The following is a 15,731-nucleotide window of genomic DNA, read 5'->3' as shown; positions in this document are numbered from 1 at the left end:
GAACGATCACGATGGGGGCGTCCCGCTTACCGCCGCTTGGGAAGCATCGCCCGCCGAACGGTCGCCGCTCGCAGCACACTTGTTACCCTGACGTTAACGTCATATGTTACGTGGCGTGGCGGACGACCTGCAGGGCGCTGGATCCGGACCGGACGTACCGTCGTACTTCCGCCGCATGGTCGGCAGGAACCCTCCGGTCGACCAGGTGCCCCACCATCACGTGGCCTACGCGGCGCTCGGCGCACTTCTGGGACTGCTGGCCGTCGAGGTGCCGGCGAGGCTCGCGTCGCTCCCTTCGGCCGGCCCGCTCTTCCTGGTCGGATCGATGGGCGCCTCGGCCGTCCTCGTCTACGGAGTGCCGCAGTCACCCCTGTCGCAACCCCGCAACCTCGTCGGCGGGCACGTGCTCTCCGCTGTCGTCGGCGTGTCCTGCTACCGACTGCTGCACGTCGACGCGGGGCTGGTCGGGGCCATCGCCGTAGCCGTGGCGGTGGCGGTGATGCTGCTGGCGCGGGCGGTCCACCCACCGGCCGGAGCGACGGCACTCATCGGGGCGACCACGGAGTCGGTCCATCCACTCGGTTACGGCTACGTCGTCACGCCGGTGCTCAGCGGCTCCGTGGCACTACTGGTGGTCGGGCTGCTGCTCAACAACGTGAGCACCGACCATCGACGCCACTACCCGACACGCTGGTGGTGATCCGAGACGCCCGGGTGCGGGTGCGAACCCCTTGCGCGCGAACCACTCTCGTCCAGCCGGGTCGGACGGGCGGAGCTCTCGCCCGATCGTCGTGGCCGGGTCAGAAGCCGGTGCGGGCCAGCCAGGTGGTCCAGGTCTGCTTGTCCCCCAACACCTCCAGGCGGTCCGAGTCGGCAGGGATGCGGCGCAGCGTGCCGAGGAGCAGGTCCGCCGCCGGGCCGCGGACGGCCGCGTCGCCCTTGCCGTGCCCGTGCTCCCAGACCACCGCGCCGCCGTCGGAGCGGATCAACCACTCCCCGGCGGCGCCGAGGGCGTCGTCGGTGGCGTGCAGGTGCAGGGTCGCTCCGTCCGCGAGCGGAGGTTCGTCCCCGACGGGCCGGGCGGCGAGCAGGTCGAGCCACTCGGACACGCCGTCCGCCGCGACGTCGGGCGCGATGTCGAACGCCCGGCCGAGCGCGATCACGGCGTCACCGCGGTGCACGGTCGCCTCGTGCAGGCGGCGGCGCACCCACCACGCGGAGGGCTTCGGTCCGGTGAACGTCCACACAGGAGCGTCGACGCCGACGGACTCGACCGCGTCGAGGAGCTCGGTGACGCTGTCGCGCAACCACTCCGCAGCTCCCTCGGGCCCGCCGGCCGGCGGCTTCCCGCCGACGACCTCGCGCGGGTCGAGCACATCGGTGGCCCGGGAGGCGACCATCTGCGCCGCCCAGCGATGCCCCCGCCCGACGTGCTTGAGGAGCTGCGAGAGATCCCAGCCGGGACACGTCGGGACGGGCGCCGACGGGTCGGCCTCGGCGAGCAGTGCCGCCAGCCGGTCGTTCTCCGTGGTGAGAGTGGCGGCGTACGGGCCCGCCGGGGACTCGGACATGGCCACAACGTAACGTCTCGGGCGAGTTCCGCCCCAATCCGCATGTTGATCTCCGGAATGGGGTAGAGATCTTCCATGCCCGTTCACCGTGACTGGACGCGACACGGGGTGGGGCGTGCCCTGTTGTGGTGGCCGTTCCTGGCGTTCGTCGCGGTGGCCGCCTTCCCGGCCCTCGCCGTGCCGGGCATGATCGTGACGGGCGTGTTCCTGATCGTCGTGGGCGTCGTCGGAGGAGCGGTCCGTCAGTACCGCCGGGACCGGCGCGCGCACGAGGCTCGGCAGACCATCGCCCCGTTCGCTCCGCGCAGGATCCGGGAGGCTGTTCCCGCGCCGCGCGAGGCGCGGCAACACGCGCGGACGACCGCCGGATCCGACGACGACACGGAGGACGACCATCCCTCTGACCTGCGCTGGCGTGCCGCATAGCCCCACTCGGGTGTGACCGGCCGGACACTTGTACGTCCGATACTAGGATGTCAAACTAAATCCCGCCGGGCGCTCCGACCTGCCCGGCGGGAGGAGCGGGTCGATGGCCGACTCGGAGCTGCACGTACCCACGAATCCGGTCCGTTTCGTGACCGCCGCCAGCCTGTTCGACGGGCACGACGCCGCGATCAACATCATGCGCCGGATCCTGCAGAAGCAGGGAGCCGAGGTCGTCCACCTCGGACACAACCGTTCGGTGGACGAGGTGGTGACCGCCGCGATCCAGGAGGACGCGCAGGGCATCGCCATCAGCTCGTACCAGGGTGGGCACGTCGAGTACTTCTCCTACCTGGTCGAACTTCTCTCCGAGCGCGGCGCCGGGCACATCAAGGTCTACGGCGGCGGCGGGGGCGTGATCGTCCCCAAGGAGATCGAGCTGCTGCACTCGCGTGGCGTCGCCCGCATCTTCTCCCCGGAGGACGGCCAGCATCTCGGCCTCCCCGGAATGATCAACATCATGATCGAGGAGTGCGACGTCGACCTGAGTGCCGAGCCGCCGTCGTCGTACGACGGCGTGTTCTCCGGCGAGGCGGCGACCCTCGCCCGCGCCCTCACGCTGGCCGAGGCCGGCACGCTCCCCGACGACGTGAAACAGCGGATCAGCGAGTCCGAGCGCTCCGTCCCGGTCCTGGGCATCACCGGAACCGGCGGGTCCGGAAAGTCGTCGCTGACCGACGAGCTCGTCCGTCGCATCCGCCTCGACCAGGAGGACAAGCTCCGGATCGCCGTGCTGGCCGTCGACCCGACCCGTCGCAAGGGTGGCGGCGCGCTGCTCGGCGACCGGATCCGGATGAACGCGCTCTCCGGCGACCGGGTGTTCTTCCGGTCGATGGCCGCGCGCGGCACCGACAGCGGGCTGCCGGAGAACCTGGGCGACGCGATCTCGGTGCTGAAGGCCGCCGGGTTCGACATGGTGGTCGTCGAGACGCCCGGCATCGGGCAGGGCGACGCCGGCATCGTGCCGTTCGTCGACCACTCGCTGTACGTGATGACGCCGGAGTTCGGCGCCGCGTCGCAGCTCGAGAAGATCGACATGCTGGACTTCGCCGACGTCGTCGCGATCAACAAGTTCGAGCGCCGCGGCGCCGAGGACGCGCGACGTGACGTCGGGCGCCAGCTCGTGCGCAACCGCGAGGACTTCGGCGCGAGCTGGGAGGACATGCCGGTCTTCGGCACGTCCGCCGCCACGTTCAACGACGACGGCGTCACCGCGCTCTACCAGCACCTCGTCGGGATCCTGGCCGAGGACGGGCTGACCCTCGGCGAGGGCAGGCTCCCGAGGGTGGAGGGCAAGACCTCCACCGAGTACGCCGCCGTGATCCCTCCGGAGAAGGTCCGCTACCTCGCGGAGATCTCGCAGACCGTCCGTGGGTACCACGAGGACACCGACGCCCACGTCGACGCCGCGCGCACCCGTCAGCACCTGCGCACGGCCAGGGAGCTCGTCGGCGACTCGGTGGACGAGGCGCTGCGCAAGGCCGAGAAGAAGCTCCCGGCGGAGTCCGGCGAGCTGCTGGAGAACTGGCCGTCTGTGGTCGAGGACTACTCCGGCGACGAGTGGGCGTACACCGTGCGGGACAAGGAGATCCGCGTCCAGCTGACGAAGGAGACGCTCTCCGGCAACAAGGTCCGCCGGGTCTCGCTGCCGAAGTACACCGACGACGCGGAGCTGCTGCGTTTCCTGCGCAAGGAGAACCTGCCCGGGTACTTCCCGTTCACGGCGGGCGTCTTCCCGTTCAAGCGCGAGGGCGAGGACCCGGCGCGCATGTTCGCCGGCGAGGGCGACCCGTTCCGCACGAACCGCCGTTTCAAGTACCTCTCCCAGGACTCCGACGCCAAGCGGCTGTCCACGGCGTTCGACTCGGTGACGCTCTACGGGCACGACCCGGAGACCCGTCCCGACGTGTACGGCAAGGTCGGCACGTCCGGCGTCTCGATCGCCACGCTGGACGACCTGAAGGCGCTCTACGACGGGTTCGACCTGTGCTCGCCGACGACCTCGGTCTCGATGACGATCAACGGCCCGGCGCCGACGATCCTGGCCTACTTCCTGAACACCGCGATCGACCAGCAGGTGGACGCGTTCCGCTCCGAGCACGACCGCGAGCCCGACGAGGCCGAGCACGAGGAGCTGACGGCGCGCGCGCTGCGGTCCGTCCGCGGCACGGTGCAGGCCGACATCCTCAAGGAGGACCAGGGCCAGAACACCTGCATCTTCTCCACCGAGTTCTCGCTGCGGATGATGGCCGACATCCAGGAGTGGTTCATCGCCCACGAGGTGCGGAACTTCTACTCGGTCTCGATCTCCGGGTACCACATCGCCGAGGCCGGGGCGAACCCGATCAGCCAGCTGGCGTTCACGCTCGCGAACGGCTTCACGTTCGTCGAGAGCTACCTGGCGCGCGGGATGGACGTCGACGACTTCGCGCCGAACCTGTCGTTCTTCTTCTCCAACGGGATGGACGCCGAGTACTCGGTGATCGGCCGCGTGGCACGGCGGATCTGGGCGGTGGCGATGCGCGACCGCTACGGGGCGAACGAGCGCAGCCAGAAGCTGAAGTACCACGTGCAGACCTCCGGTCGTTCGCTGCACGCGCAGGAGATGAACTTCAACGACATCCGCACCACGCTGCAGGCGCTCTGTGCGCTGTACGACAACGCGAACTCGTTGCACACCAACGCCTACGACGAGGCGGTCACGACGCCGTCGCAGGAGTCGGTGCGCCGCGCGCTGGCCATCCAGATGATCATCAACAAGGAGTGGGGCCTCTCGATGAACGAGAACCCGCTCCAGGGTTCGTTCGTCATCGACGAGCTGACCGACCTCGTCGAGGAGGCCGTGCTCTCCGAGTTCGACTCGATCGCCGAGCGCGGCGGCGTGCTGGGCGCCATGGAGACCGGCTACCAGCGGGGCAAGATCCAGGACGAGTCGATGCTCTACGAGCACCGCAAGCACGAGGGCAGCCTGCCGATCATCGGCGTGAACACGTTCCTCAAGCCGGAGAGCGCCGACGGCGAGGAGCCGCAGGAGCTCGAGCTCGCCCGCGCGACCGAGGAGGAGAAGAAGTCCCAGCTGGAGCGGCTGGAGGACTTCCAGACCCGCAACCGGACCGAGGCGGAGCAGGCCCTGCGGCGTCTGCAGGACGTCGCGACCGGTGAGGGCAACGTGTTCGACGAGCTGATGCGCGCCGCGCGGGTCTGCTCGCTCGGGCAGTTGACGAACGCGTTCTTCGAGGTCGGCGGTCAGTACCGGCGCAACATGTGATCTAGCCGAGAAGCATCTGGATCCCGGCGAGCACGGCGAACAGGGTCGGTCCGCGTGACAGGTCCTGTACCAGCTCGACCGGGATCGAGATGCCCATCGGCGTCTCGTAGAGCGTCATCGTCGCGGCCCGTGGCGGTCGCGTCGCGTGGCGTGCGACGACCGCGAGTGCGCTGAGAGGGAGCAGCAGGAGCGACGCGGTGGTCCCGGCAGATGCGCAGACCGGCACCGTCCACACCGTGACCGCGAGCAGCGGCACGACACCCTGCAGCACGAGCAGTTCACGGTCACCACCGCCGACGATGCGACGGAGCGCGGCGGACCCGGCGACGGCGCGCAGGGCCGTCGCGAACCGGGAGCAGACGACCGTGGCGCAGGCGAGCTGCACCACCGGGACGACGAACGCCGGGGCCATCAGCGCCGCGGCGTAGGGCACGACGACCAGTCCCGCCGACCACGCCCACGCCGAGCGGTGTCGCAGGGCCGCGACAGCCGACGACCGGATGAGCGCCCGCCGACGGCCCGGCCGCCGGTTCCGTCGGGAACGGACGACCGGCCGTCGTCGCAGACGACGTTCCTCGACCACCGACGTGGCGACGCCCGCATCGAGCGCGACCGACGACGACCACAGTGCCGCGACGAGCGGGGCGCCTCGGGTGAGCGACGGTGTCCCCACACGGTCGAGCCGCCGGAACGCGACGACCCCGACGATCACCGCCGCCGGCGCGGGCGCGACGATCGCGACCACCGGCACCGCGCCATCGACGGGCGGGGGCGTGCCGCCGGCCCGGGTCACCAGCACGAGCACGAGGACGGCCAGGAGCGACAGGCCCAGCCCGGCCCTGGCGATCCCGGCAGCCCACCGCGAGACAGCGGCGCCCGCGGTCTGGACCAGCACGGCCGTCGTCGCGATCAGGGCGCCCACCGCGGCACCGACTCCCGCGACCGGGAGAGGCTCCTGGCCGGACACGCTCGCGGCGACCAGCGCGGCCACACCCGCCGCGAGGACCGCCGTCCCGGCGACGACCGCGGCGGACCGCGCGCCCAGCAGGTCCCGGCGCCGGAGCGGGGACGGCAGCAGCCAGGATGCCGTCGCCGGCCCCGCGACGATCGGCCCGAGACCGACGAGACCCGTTGCCAGACAGGCGGTCCCGCCGACCGCCAGCGCACCAGCCAGCCACCCCGCGGTCCCGCCGGACGGCGTCGCGAACGTGCCGATCGCATGGCTCAGGGCCGTGACCAGCACTCCGCCGGCGATGAACGCGTACAGCAGGTACTCGTAGACCAGGCCCAGGATCGCGCGCGGCGAGCGGGTGCCGTGGCTGCGCCGCACCGCGCGCAGGTGTCGCCGGACCGGGGTCCACGCGACAGCGGCCGTCATGTGCCGAGCCGGACGACGTCGTCGGCGACGTGCTCGATCAGCGCGCCGTCGTGGCAGGCGAACAGCACGGCGACGCCGTCGCGGGTCTCCCGGCGGAGACGCTCGGCCAGCCAGGCGCGGCCGTCGGTGTCCAGGCTCTGCTCCGGCTCGTCGAGCATCAGCACGCGACGTGGGCGGACGAGGCACGACGCGAGCGCGAGCCGCTGCCGCTGCCCGCTGGACAGCGTGACCGGCAACTGGTGCGCGACGGCGGCCAGTCCGGTCTCGTCGAGGACGGCGTCCACCGCGGCGGAGGGGCGCTCGACGTCGTGCGCGCAGGCCAGCAGGTCCAGGTGCTCCAGCACGGAGAGCTCGGCGAACGCGCTCAGCTCCTCGATCGACGCGGCGACCGAGGCGCGGACGGCCGGGTCACGCTCGTCGAGCGGCTCGCCGTCCAGGGACGCCACGCCGTCGTCGAACCGTTCGGTGCCGAGCACGCACCGCAGCAGCGTCGACTTGCCGGTCCCGTTCGGGCCGACGAGCGCGGTGGCGGTCCCGGCGGGCACGTCGAACGAGACGTCGCGGAACAGCGGGACCGGCCCGTACGCCTTGGTCACACCACGGACCTGCAACACGGCTGCTCACCCCCGGGCCACGCTATCGCCGATACTGGACGGCGTGACGCAGCCCGGTCGGAACGTCGTGATCGCCTGTCAGGGTGGCGGCAGCCACTCCGCGTTCGGTGCCGGGGTGCTCGGCCGCCTGCTCGGCGCCCCGGAACTCGCCGGGCACCGGGTCACCGGGATCTCCGGCACGTCCGGCGGGGCGATCTGCGCACTGCTCGCCTGGACCGCGCTGCGTGACGGCGACCCGTCAGCGGCCGCCGCGCGGCTGGACGCGTTCTGGGAGGACAACGCCGCCGACGGGATCGCGGCGGGCGTGCTCAACGCCGGCACGGTCGCCGCTGGCGTACTGCAGAACCTCGACGCGCTGCCCGGTGTCAGCCCGTACGCCGTACCGGAGTTCGCCGCCGCCGCGTTCCGGGAGCTGCTCGAGCGCCACGTCGACTTCACGCGCATCGCGGCCGACCCGGACGCGGCGTTCCCGCTGCTCGTGATGGGCGCCGTCGACGTGCTGACCGGCGACTTCCGCGCGTTCTCCAGCCGTCGCGAGCGGATCACGGTGGACAGCGTCGCGGCCTCCGCGGCGATCCCGAACCTGTTCCGCGCCGTGACCACGGCGGGCGGCACCTACTGGGACGGCCTGTTCTCGCAGAACCCTCCGGTGCGCGACCTGCTCGCCGCGCTGCCCGACGAGCTGTGGGTCGTCCAGATCACGCCGTCCACCGTGGACGAGGTGCCGCGCACGCTCACCGAGATCGCGGACCGCCGCGGCGAGCTGTCCGGGAACCTGTCGCTCTACCAGGAGCTCGCGTTCGTCGAGACGCTCAACGCGCTGATCGACGACGGGCGCCTGTCCCCCGGCGGGGAGATCGGCCGGACCGTCGTGCGGGTGATCGAACTGCCGCGCAGCGTCCTGCCCAGGACGCTCGGCGCCGCGTCCAAACTGGACCGGAGCCCGGCGTTCCTGCACCGGCTGCGCGACGCGGGGCGGGGCCAGGCGGATCGGTTCCTCGCCGCGCTGGAGTTCGAGCGGGCGTGGACCGGCGGCGACGCCGCTGCCGTCCGCAAGCTGGCCGCGGACGAGGCGACCCTGGTGTCCGACACGCCGTTCCCGCCGCACGGGCGAGGCACGCGGGCGCGCGTCCACGACGTCGTCGACGACGTGCTGGCGGCCGCGACACTGGACACGGCACGGATCCAGCGGGTGGGCGACGACGTCGTCTGGGCCGCGCGACGCGACGACCACCGGGGCGTGATCAGCGCCAGGTTCGACGACCGCGGCGGGCTGACCGGGCTACACCTCGGTCGCCGCCGGTAGATCTGGAACGTCCACCCGCCCCGACACGGGCCGACGTCGTGTGTGCGATCAGCGGCGGACCGGCTTGCGCCGGCCGCGGTTCCAACCACCGAGAATGCCGACGGCCTCGACGACCGACTCGGCGGCCTTGGACAGCGCACGTCCGAAGTTCTTCACCGGGAGTTCCTCCTGATGTCTTGCTGCTGGGGGCGATCTCCACGTTGCCAGATCGATACATGGACCCGCACGCGGGTCGCTGGGCCGATCGGGGGACGAATCGGACAGGCGGCGGTTCCGGATCGGCGAGATGAGGCACCAACGGCCGATCAGTTGCCGGCGTGTCGGCCGATGGCATACCCCGGTCGGCCGACAGCACCCCGTGCTCCGACGGGGCGTGGCGACGGTCGAGTGATACCACGCACTCAGCGCGCCGGACGCAGCCGATCGACCGCAAGGCCCGTCGAGACCAGGGGACCGAGCAGTCCGGACGCGCCCCGCCGTGGTGACGCGGCGATCGTGGCGGCGTCGCCGGGCAGCGTGCGGTGCTCACCGGCCGCCACACGGCCCGCGATCTCCAGCGCGGCGAGGTGGTGGGTGTCCAGCGCGCTGTGACCGGTCGCGGACAGCGGCACGAGCACGGCGTCCTGGGCGAGCCCGACGATCCGTTCCGCGATCGGGCGGGGCGTCCGGAGGTCACGGTCTCCGGACACGACGGCGAGCGGCCACGCGAACGACCCGAGCGCGTCGGGCAGGTCGAACGGCTCCCCCGCGAACTCCGGCGCGTCCCGCGCGGCGCCGGCGAACGCCCGCTGCGGGTCCAGCGGGTGCCCGTCCGGCGGCAGGCCGAAGCCGAGCTCGCCGAACGCGATGCCGCGCACCAGATCCGGTTCGTAGACCAGCGGTCGCCCCGGGCCGTCGACCTCGCTCGTCCCGATCCGGACGATCTCCCGCCAGGTCAGTCCGGCACCACGGCGGGATCGCGTCCCGAGCAGCCGCGCGAGCAGCGCCGGGCCGCCGAACTCGTAGGCGATCTGGACCGGCAGGCCGATCTCGTCCGCGGCCACGACGCCGTCGGAGACCATGCGGCGCAACAACGCGGCACTGCGCGCGGTGTCCGGGTCCAGCCCGTCCCACAGCAGGCGGCGCAGGTGGGCACGGACGGTCGCGAGGTCGTCGACGACGGAGAGCATCGGCGAGTCGAGCACCATGCCCGCGACGCGGTCCGGGTGGCGCACGCCGAACGCCTGCGCCAGGTAGGTGCCGTAGGACGATCCGTACACGACGGCGCGGGCGACGCCCGCCGCGTCCAGAACGGCGGCCAGGTCGTCGACGGCGTCGGTGACCGTGACGTGCTCGACCGCGAGGTCGGTGCCGTCGAGGTCACGCCGGGACAGACCGATGCCGCGGTGCTCGACCATGATCAGATCCAGGCCGCGCCGGGTGGCCCTGCGCCGCAACGCCCGGTACGGCAGCACGGACGCCAGTCCCGGTCCACCGGGGATCGCCAGCACCGGCGGGAGGTCGGCGCGCGGCGCGGTACGGACCCAGCGCACCAGGAGGCGGGCGTCCGGACCGGCCGGGCGCTCCACCGCGCCGCCGCCGCGCGCCACCTCCGAGCGTGCGAGACCGGACCACGTCTCGACCGTGCTGCGCGCCATGCCGCCTCCCCACCTCACCCGAACGACGTACGACGACCGTCGCCGGTTCCCGTTCCCTCCCCGACCGAGGCGGCGATCACACGGCGGACGATCACACACGGCGGACGATCACACGGCGGCGCGGACGCGTCGGAGCACGAGGGCCAGCACGAGCGCGGCGGCGAGCAGCGCGGAGACGTAGACGACGAGACCCAGCCAGCCGAACCCGTCGAACGCGAGACCGCCCGCGGCGCCACCGGCGCTGGACCCGGCGTAGTAGCCGAGCAGGTAGAGCGACGACGCCTGGGCCGGCACCCCGCCGTCGAGCAGCGCGGAGCGCCGCCCCACCCAGCTCGACGCGACCGAGTGTGCGCCGAAGAAGCCGACCGTGACGAGCAGCAGGCCGACCACGATCGTAACCAGCGAGTCCGGCGCGGTGATCCAGACACCGGCGATCGCGGTCAGCACCGACACCCACAGCACCCGCCTGCGGCCGAACCGGTCGCCGAGGCGACCGGCCGTCGTCGACGCGCCGCTGCCGGCCAGATACCCGAGGAAGATCAGCCCGACGACCGTGCCCGGCAACAGGAACGGCGGCCCGAGCAGGCGGAAGCCGAGGTAGTTGTAGACGGAGACGAACGACCCCATGAGCAGGAACGCGATGCCGAACAGGCAGAGCAGGCCTGGGTCGCGCAGGTGGCGCCGCAGCGGTCCGCCGAGGTCGCGCAGCCGGGTGTGGCTCGGCGCTGGTGCGGTAGCGGGCGGCAGCAGCATCCGGAACGCGACGGCCGCTCCGACCGACACGACGCCGACCGCGGCGAGCCCGGCGCGCCAGCCCGCGACGTCGGCGACGGTGCCGGCCACCAGCCGTCCGGTCAGCCCGCCGAGCGTGTTCCCGGCGATCATCAGCCCCATCGCGCCGCCGAGGTGGCGGGGGCTGACCTCGTGCGTCAGGTGCGCCATGGACAGCGCGGGCAGGGCGGCCAGCGTGATGCCCTGCAGCGCGCGGACGACGAGCAGCACCTCGAACGTCGGCGAGAGCGGCGCCAGCACGGCCAGCACGGCGGACGCGCCGAGCGCCCAGGTCATCACACGGACCCGGCCCCACGACTCGACGACGGCGGACAGCGGCAGCACGGCCAGCGCGAGCGTCCCGGTCGTCGCGGACAGGGCGAGGCTCGCCGTCGACGACGAGAGCCCGAACCGGTCCGCCAGCGTCGGGAGCAGGCCCTGCACGCTGTAGACGAGGACGAACGTCGCGAGTCCCGAGCACCACAGCGCCGCGCCGAGCCGCCGGTAGCCGGGGGTGCCCCGCTCGTGGGGCGCGGTGGTGCGGAACTCGGTCGTTGTCATTGCGCACGACCGTAGATCTCCGACGTTCGATGCGTCCAATGCATGTCAGAGACGATTACGATGCAGCGATGCATGAAATGCTGGCTCCGCGGCTTCACCAGTTCGTGGCCGTCGCCCGTGCCGAGCACATGACGCGTGCGGCAGTGCGGATCGGTGTGCCGCAGCCGACGCTGAGCCGGGCGATGACGCGGCTCGAGGCGGATCTCGGCGTCGCACTGTTCGCGCGCAGCGGGCGGGCGATCCGCCTGACCGCGGCCGGTCGCACGCTGCTCGCCGGTGCCGAGACCGCGCTGGCCGAACTGGCCGCCGCCACCGACGAGCTGACCGGCGACACGGACCCCGCGCACGGCAGGGTGACACTCGGCTTCCTGTCCACATTGGGCACCGATGCGGTGCCGCGGCTGTTGCGCGCGTTCCGGGACGCGCATCCCGGCATCCGGATCGAGCTCCTGCAGGGCAGGCACGCCGTGCTGCTGGACCGGCTGCGCGACGGCGTCGCGGACCTCGTGCTGACGTCCCCGCTGCCGGACGAGCCGGGGCTGGTCGCGACGGCGCTGGCCGAGGAGGAGGTGCGCCTCGCCGTCCCGTCCGGGCACCGGCTCGACCGTGGCGACGCCCGGCCGGTGCCGCTGGCCGAGGTGGCCGGGGAGCCGTTCCTGGCGTTCGCACCCGGGTACGGGCTGCGCACCCCCGTGCTGGGGTGGTGCCGCGCGGCCGGGTTCGGGCCGCGGATCGCGTTCGAGGGCGGGGACGCCGCGACGTTGCGCGGGCTGGTCGGCGCGGGGCTGGGCGTGACGCTGCTGCCGCTCGCGCCGGACGTGCCGGGCGTCGTCCAGCTGCCGGTGCGCGACCCGCGCCCGGTACGCACGCTCGGCATGGTGCACCGCGGCGGGGACAGCCCGACACCCCCGGTCCGCGCGCTGCGCGCGTTCGTCGCCGCCCGCGCTCCGGCCGTTCTCGCGCACGCGTAGCGGCGCGTCGCGGCGCTAGGGTCGGGTCATGGCCGACTCGATCGACGTCATCGACGACGAGGGACGCGCCGTTCCGGTTCCCGCCGACGTCCGGCGGGTGGTCTCCCTGGTGCCGTCGCTGACCGAGGCCGTCGCCGAGACGGCACCGGGACTGCTCGTCGGCGCCACCGACTGGTGCACGCACCCCGCCGACCTGGACGTACCCCGGATCCGCGGGACGAAGAACCCGGACGTCGCCGCCGTCGCCGCGCTGGAGCCGGACCTGGTGCTCGCGAACCAGGAGGAGAACAAGCCGGGCGATCTGGACGCGCTGCGCGAGCGCGGGATCGCCGTGTACGTCACCGACATCCGCGACGTCGACGGCGGCATCGGGTCACTGGGCCGCATGCTCGCCGCGTGCCGGCTCGACGAGCCGGGGTGGCTGAGCGAGGCACGGTCGCTCTGGGCGGCGATCACGCCCGCGTCCCCACGACGTCGCGCCGTCGTCCCGATCTGGCGCAGGCCGTGGATGGCGGTCGGGTCGGACACGTTCACCGGCGCCGTGCTGGACCGCCTCGGCGTGGACAACGTGCTCGACGACTCCCCGGAGCGCTACCCGAAGTTCGACCCGGCCGACCTGCCGGCGCACGACCTCGTCGTCCTGCCGGACGAGCCGTACACGTTCACCGCCGAGGACGGGCCGGAGGCGTTCGACGCGCCGTCGGCGCTGGTCAGCGGCCGGTTGCTGACCTGGTACGGACCGAGCCTCGTGGAGGCGGCGCGGGTGCTGCCGTCGGCGCTGCTGCCGTGACCGACGTCGACGCGCTGCTCGGGCGTCTGGACCTGCCGGCCAAGGTCCGCCTGCTCACCGGGGCGGACTTCTGGTCCACCGTCGCGGAGCCGGCGATCGGGTTGCGGCGCATGGTGCTCTCCGACGGACCGGCCGGCGTGCGCGGCGAGTCGTTCGACGAGCGCGACCCGTCGCTGTCACTGCCCTCCCCGACCGCGCTCGGCGCCACGTGGGACACCGACCTGGCCCGTCGCTACGGCGCCGCACTCGGCGCGGAGGCCCGGAGGCAGGGCGTGCACGTCGTCCTCGGGCCGACGATCAACCTGCACCGCACGCCGTTCGGCGGCAGGCACTTCGAGGCGCTCTCCGAGGACCCGACACTGACGGGCGCGCTCGCGGCGTCCTACGTGGACGGGCTCCAGTCGCACGGCGTGGCGGCCACGCCGAAGCACTACGTGGCGAACGACGCGGAGACCGACCGGTTCACCGTCGACAACCGGATCGGCACGCGCGCGCTGCACGAGCGGTACCTGGCCGCGTTCGAGCCGGTCGTCGCGCGCGCCTGGGCCGTGATGTCCGCCTACAACGCCGTGAACGGCGCCACGATGAGCGAGAACCCGCTGCTCGACGAGCCGCTCACCGGCACGTGGGCGTTCGACGGCCTCGTCATGTCCGACTGGGGCGCGGTGCGCACGACCGAGGCGTCCGCGCTCGCGGCCCAGCACCTGATCATGCCCGGCCCGTCGCCCGTGTGGGGCGACCGCCTGGTGGCGGCGGTGCGCGCCGGGCGGGTGCCGGAGTCCGTCGTGGACGACAAGGTGCGGCGGCTGCTGCGGCTCGCCTCACGGGTGGGCGCGCTGGGCCCCCCGCCTTCCGCGGACCCGACCGCCGAGGACGGGCGGGCGTTCGCCCGCGAGGTCGCCGCGGCCGGGACCGTGCTGGTGCGCAACACCTCGGAGCTCCCGTGGGACGCCGGGACGATCCGGTCGGTCGCGGTGCTGGGACACGGCGCGTCGCTCGCCAGGACCCAGGGCGGCGGCAGCGCGACGGTCCGCCCGTCCGCAGTGGTGTCCCCTCTGGACGGACTGCGGGCCGCGCTCGGCGACGACGTCGTCCGGTACCGGATGGGTGCGCGGGTCGCCGAGGGCGTGCAGCCGTTCGCGCAGGCCACGATCACGAACCCGGTGACCGGCGGGCAGGGTGTGCGGGCCGTGTTCCGCGACGCGGACGGCACCGAGCTGCTGGCGCAGGACCGGCTCGCGTCGACCCTCGTCTGGCTCGGGCCCGAGGTGCCGGCCGGCACCGACCACGTCGAGCTGCGGGCCCGGTGGGCCGCACCGGCGGGGACGCACCGGGTCGGCGGCGCCGGGGTCGGCGCGATGACGCTGACCGCGGACGGGATCACGCTGCTGGACACGACGACCACGCTCCCGGACGGTGCCGGGCCGGGCGCGGAGATCTTCGAGCCGCCCGGAGCGACCGCCCCGCTGGACACGGCAGGAGATCCGGTCGATCTCGCGCTCCGGCTGCGGCCGCGGGTCTCGTCGTCCCTGCCCGCGGTGGCCGTGACGCTGGGAGAGGAGATCGTCGTCGACGACCCGGAAGCCGAGATCGCCGCGGCCGCGGAGCTCGCCGCGGGGAGCGACGTCGCACTCGTCGTGGTCGGTACGGACGTCGAGAGCGAGGGCACCGACCGCACGTCGCTCGCCCTGCCCGGCCACCAGGACGCGCTGGTCCGTGCCGTCGCGCGGGCGAACCCGCACACGGTGGTGCTGGTCAACACCGGGGCGCCGGTCCTGCTGCCGTGGCGCGACGAGGTCGCCGCCGTCCTGCTCGGGTGGTTCGGCGGGGAGCGGTTCGGCGAGGCCGTCGCGGACGTCCTGCTCGGCGAACGCGAACCCGGCGGACGGCTGCCGACGACCTGGCCGGCCACCGGCAGCGAGTCCGCCGTGCTCACCGGCGTGCCCGACGACGGGGTCCTGCGCTACGAAGAGGGCCTGCACGCCGGGTACGCGGGCTGGCTGCGCAGCGGGGAGGTGCCGGCGTACCCGTTCGGGCACGGGCTCGGGTACACGTCGTGGACGCTGGACGCGCTCACCGTCGACGGCCCGGACGTGACCGTGGCGCTCACGAACACCGGTACCCGTGCGGGGCGTCAGGTCGTGCAGGTCTACCTGTCGCGCGACGACTCCTCCGTGGAGCGACCCGCGCGGTGGCTGGCCGGATGGGCCGTCGTCGACGCCGGGCCGGGCGGGACGACGGTCCGGGTGCCGATCGACGCCCGCGCGTTCCGCCACCACGACGGGTCCGGATGGGCCGTCGAGCCGGGCGAGTTCACCGTGCACGCCGGGTTCTCCGTCACCGACACGCCGCTGACCGCCCGGATCCTGACAGGGTGAGCA

Annotated in this window: 12 protein-coding genes; 7 read left to right on the top strand and 5 right to left on the bottom strand. The window is 73.1% G+C overall.

Going from position 1 to position 15,731, the window contains the following annotated elements:
• The first annotated feature begins 115 nt into the window (after positions 1-115).
• Entirely contained in the window at positions 116-700 is a 585-nt protein-coding gene (locus tag EV378_RS26165) for an HPP family protein (protein WP_165922490.1), read from the top strand.
• A gap of 100 nt (positions 701-800) precedes the next feature.
• Here EV378_RS26165 and EV378_RS26160 read toward each other — a convergent pair whose 3' ends face one another.
• Entirely contained in the window at positions 801-1,571 is a 771-nt protein-coding gene (locus tag EV378_RS26160) for a maleylpyruvate isomerase family mycothiol-dependent enzyme (RefSeq protein ID WP_132430053.1), read from the bottom strand.
• A gap of 75 nt (positions 1,572-1,646) precedes the next feature.
• On the opposite strand from EV378_RS26160, the gene EV378_RS26155 reads away from it, so the two are divergent.
• Both EV378_RS26155 and icmF read left to right on the top strand, forming a co-directional pair.
• Entirely contained in the window at positions 1,647-1,997 is a 351-nt protein-coding gene (locus EV378_RS26155) for a hypothetical protein (RefSeq protein WP_132430052.1), read from the top strand.
• Between the two features lie 103 nt (positions 1,998-2,100).
• Positions 2,101-5,322, top strand: coding sequence for a fused isobutyryl-CoA mutase/GTPase IcmF (gene icmF / locus EV378_RS26150; RefSeq protein WP_132430051.1), 3,222 nt, complete (start codon positions 2,101-2,103; stop codon positions 5,320-5,322).
• A gap of 1 nt (position 5,323) precedes the next feature.
• Here the strand turns inward: icmF and EV378_RS26145 are convergent, their stop codons facing one another.
• Positions 5,324-6,700: a DUF6297 family protein gene (locus EV378_RS26145; protein WP_132430050.1), complete on the bottom strand. Its 1,377-nt coding sequence runs from the start codon at positions 6,698-6,700 to the stop codon at positions 5,324-5,326.
• Positions 6,697-7,296: an ABC transporter ATP-binding protein gene (locus EV378_RS26140; RefSeq protein ID WP_207908872.1), complete on the bottom strand. Its 600-nt coding sequence runs from the start codon at positions 7,294-7,296 to the stop codon at positions 6,697-6,699. The genes EV378_RS26145 and EV378_RS26140 overlap by 4 nt, the downstream gene beginning before the upstream one ends.
• Before the next feature lie 61 nt (positions 7,297-7,357).
• On the opposite strand from EV378_RS26140, the gene EV378_RS26135 reads away from it, so the two are divergent.
• On the top strand, positions 7,358-8,620 hold the full coding sequence (locus EV378_RS26135) for a patatin-like phospholipase family protein (RefSeq protein ID WP_207908871.1): 1,263 nt from the start codon (positions 7,358-7,360) through the stop codon (positions 8,618-8,620).
• A gap of 401 nt (positions 8,621-9,021) precedes the next feature.
• Here the strand turns inward: EV378_RS26135 and EV378_RS26130 are convergent, their stop codons facing one another.
• Both EV378_RS26130 and EV378_RS26125 read right to left on the bottom strand, forming a co-directional pair.
• Complete coding sequence (locus tag EV378_RS26130; RefSeq protein WP_132430048.1) at positions 9,022-10,257, bottom strand: alpha/beta fold hydrolase; 1,236 nt, start codon at positions 10,255-10,257, stop codon at positions 9,022-9,024.
• Positions 10,258-10,365: 108 nt separating this feature from the next.
• Positions 10,366-11,589: an MFS transporter gene (locus EV378_RS26125; protein WP_132430047.1), complete on the bottom strand. Its 1,224-nt coding sequence runs from the start codon at positions 11,587-11,589 to the stop codon at positions 10,366-10,368.
• Positions 11,590-11,657: 68 nt separating this feature from the next.
• Between EV378_RS26125 and EV378_RS26120 the strand changes: the two genes are divergently transcribed.
• Genes EV378_RS26120 through EV378_RS26110 form a run of 3 tightly spaced genes read left to right on the top strand, consistent with a single transcriptional unit; the run spans position 11,658 to position 15,728 of the window.
• The gene (locus tag EV378_RS26120; RefSeq protein WP_207908870.1) at positions 11,658-12,560 is read left to right on the top strand and encodes a LysR family transcriptional regulator; all 903 of its coding nucleotides are present in this window, start codon (positions 11,658-11,660) and stop codon (positions 12,558-12,560) included.
• A 28-nt stretch (positions 12,561-12,588) separates the two neighbouring features.
• Positions 12,589-13,350, top strand: a complete 762-nt coding sequence (locus EV378_RS26115) for a helical backbone metal receptor (RefSeq protein ID WP_132430046.1) — start codon at positions 12,589-12,591, stop codon at positions 13,348-13,350.
• Positions 13,347-15,728, top strand: a complete 2,382-nt coding sequence (locus EV378_RS26110; protein WP_132430045.1) for a beta-glucosidase family protein — start codon at positions 13,347-13,349, stop codon at positions 15,726-15,728. Before EV378_RS26115 ends, EV378_RS26110 begins: the two co-directional genes overlap by 4 nt.
• The last annotated feature ends 3 nt before the right edge of the window (positions 15,729-15,731 follow it).

Source organism: Pseudonocardia endophytica, assembly GCF_004339565.1.
GTDB classification, from domain to species: domain Bacteria; phylum Actinomycetota; class Actinomycetes; order Mycobacteriales; family Pseudonocardiaceae; genus Pseudonocardia; species Pseudonocardia endophytica.
Note: the sequence above shows the minus strand (reverse complement) of the source record. Positions and strands in the feature narration are given on the sequence as shown.

Bases quoted from the DNA above. Each gene is read 5' to 3' on its own strand.
- EV378_RS26160 (WP_132430053.1), bottom strand. From the start codon at position 1,571: ATGTCCGAGTCCCCGGCGGGCCCGTACGCCGCCACTCTCACCACGGAG.
- EV378_RS26155 (WP_132430052.1), top strand. From the start codon at position 1,647: ATGCCCGTTCACCGTGACTGGACGCGACACGGGGTGGGGCGTGCCCTG.
- icmF (WP_132430051.1), top strand. From the start codon at position 2,101: ATGGCCGACTCGGAGCTGCACGTACCCACGAATCCGGTCCGTTTCGTG.
- EV378_RS26145 (WP_132430050.1), bottom strand. From the start codon at position 6,700: ATGACGGCCGCTGTCGCGTGGACCCCGGTCCGGCGACACCTGCGCGCG.
- EV378_RS26130 (WP_132430048.1), bottom strand. From the start codon at position 10,257: ATGGCGCGCAGCACGGTCGAGACGTGGTCCGGTCTCGCACGCTCGGAG.
- EV378_RS26125 (WP_132430047.1), bottom strand. From the start codon at position 11,589: ATGACAACGACCGAGTTCCGCACCACCGCGCCCCACGAGCGGGGCACC.
- EV378_RS26120 (WP_207908870.1), top strand. From the start codon at position 11,658: ATGCATGAAATGCTGGCTCCGCGGCTTCACCAGTTCGTGGCCGTCGCC.
- EV378_RS26115 (WP_132430046.1), top strand. From the start codon at position 12,589: ATGGCCGACTCGATCGACGTCATCGACGACGAGGGACGCGCCGTTCCG.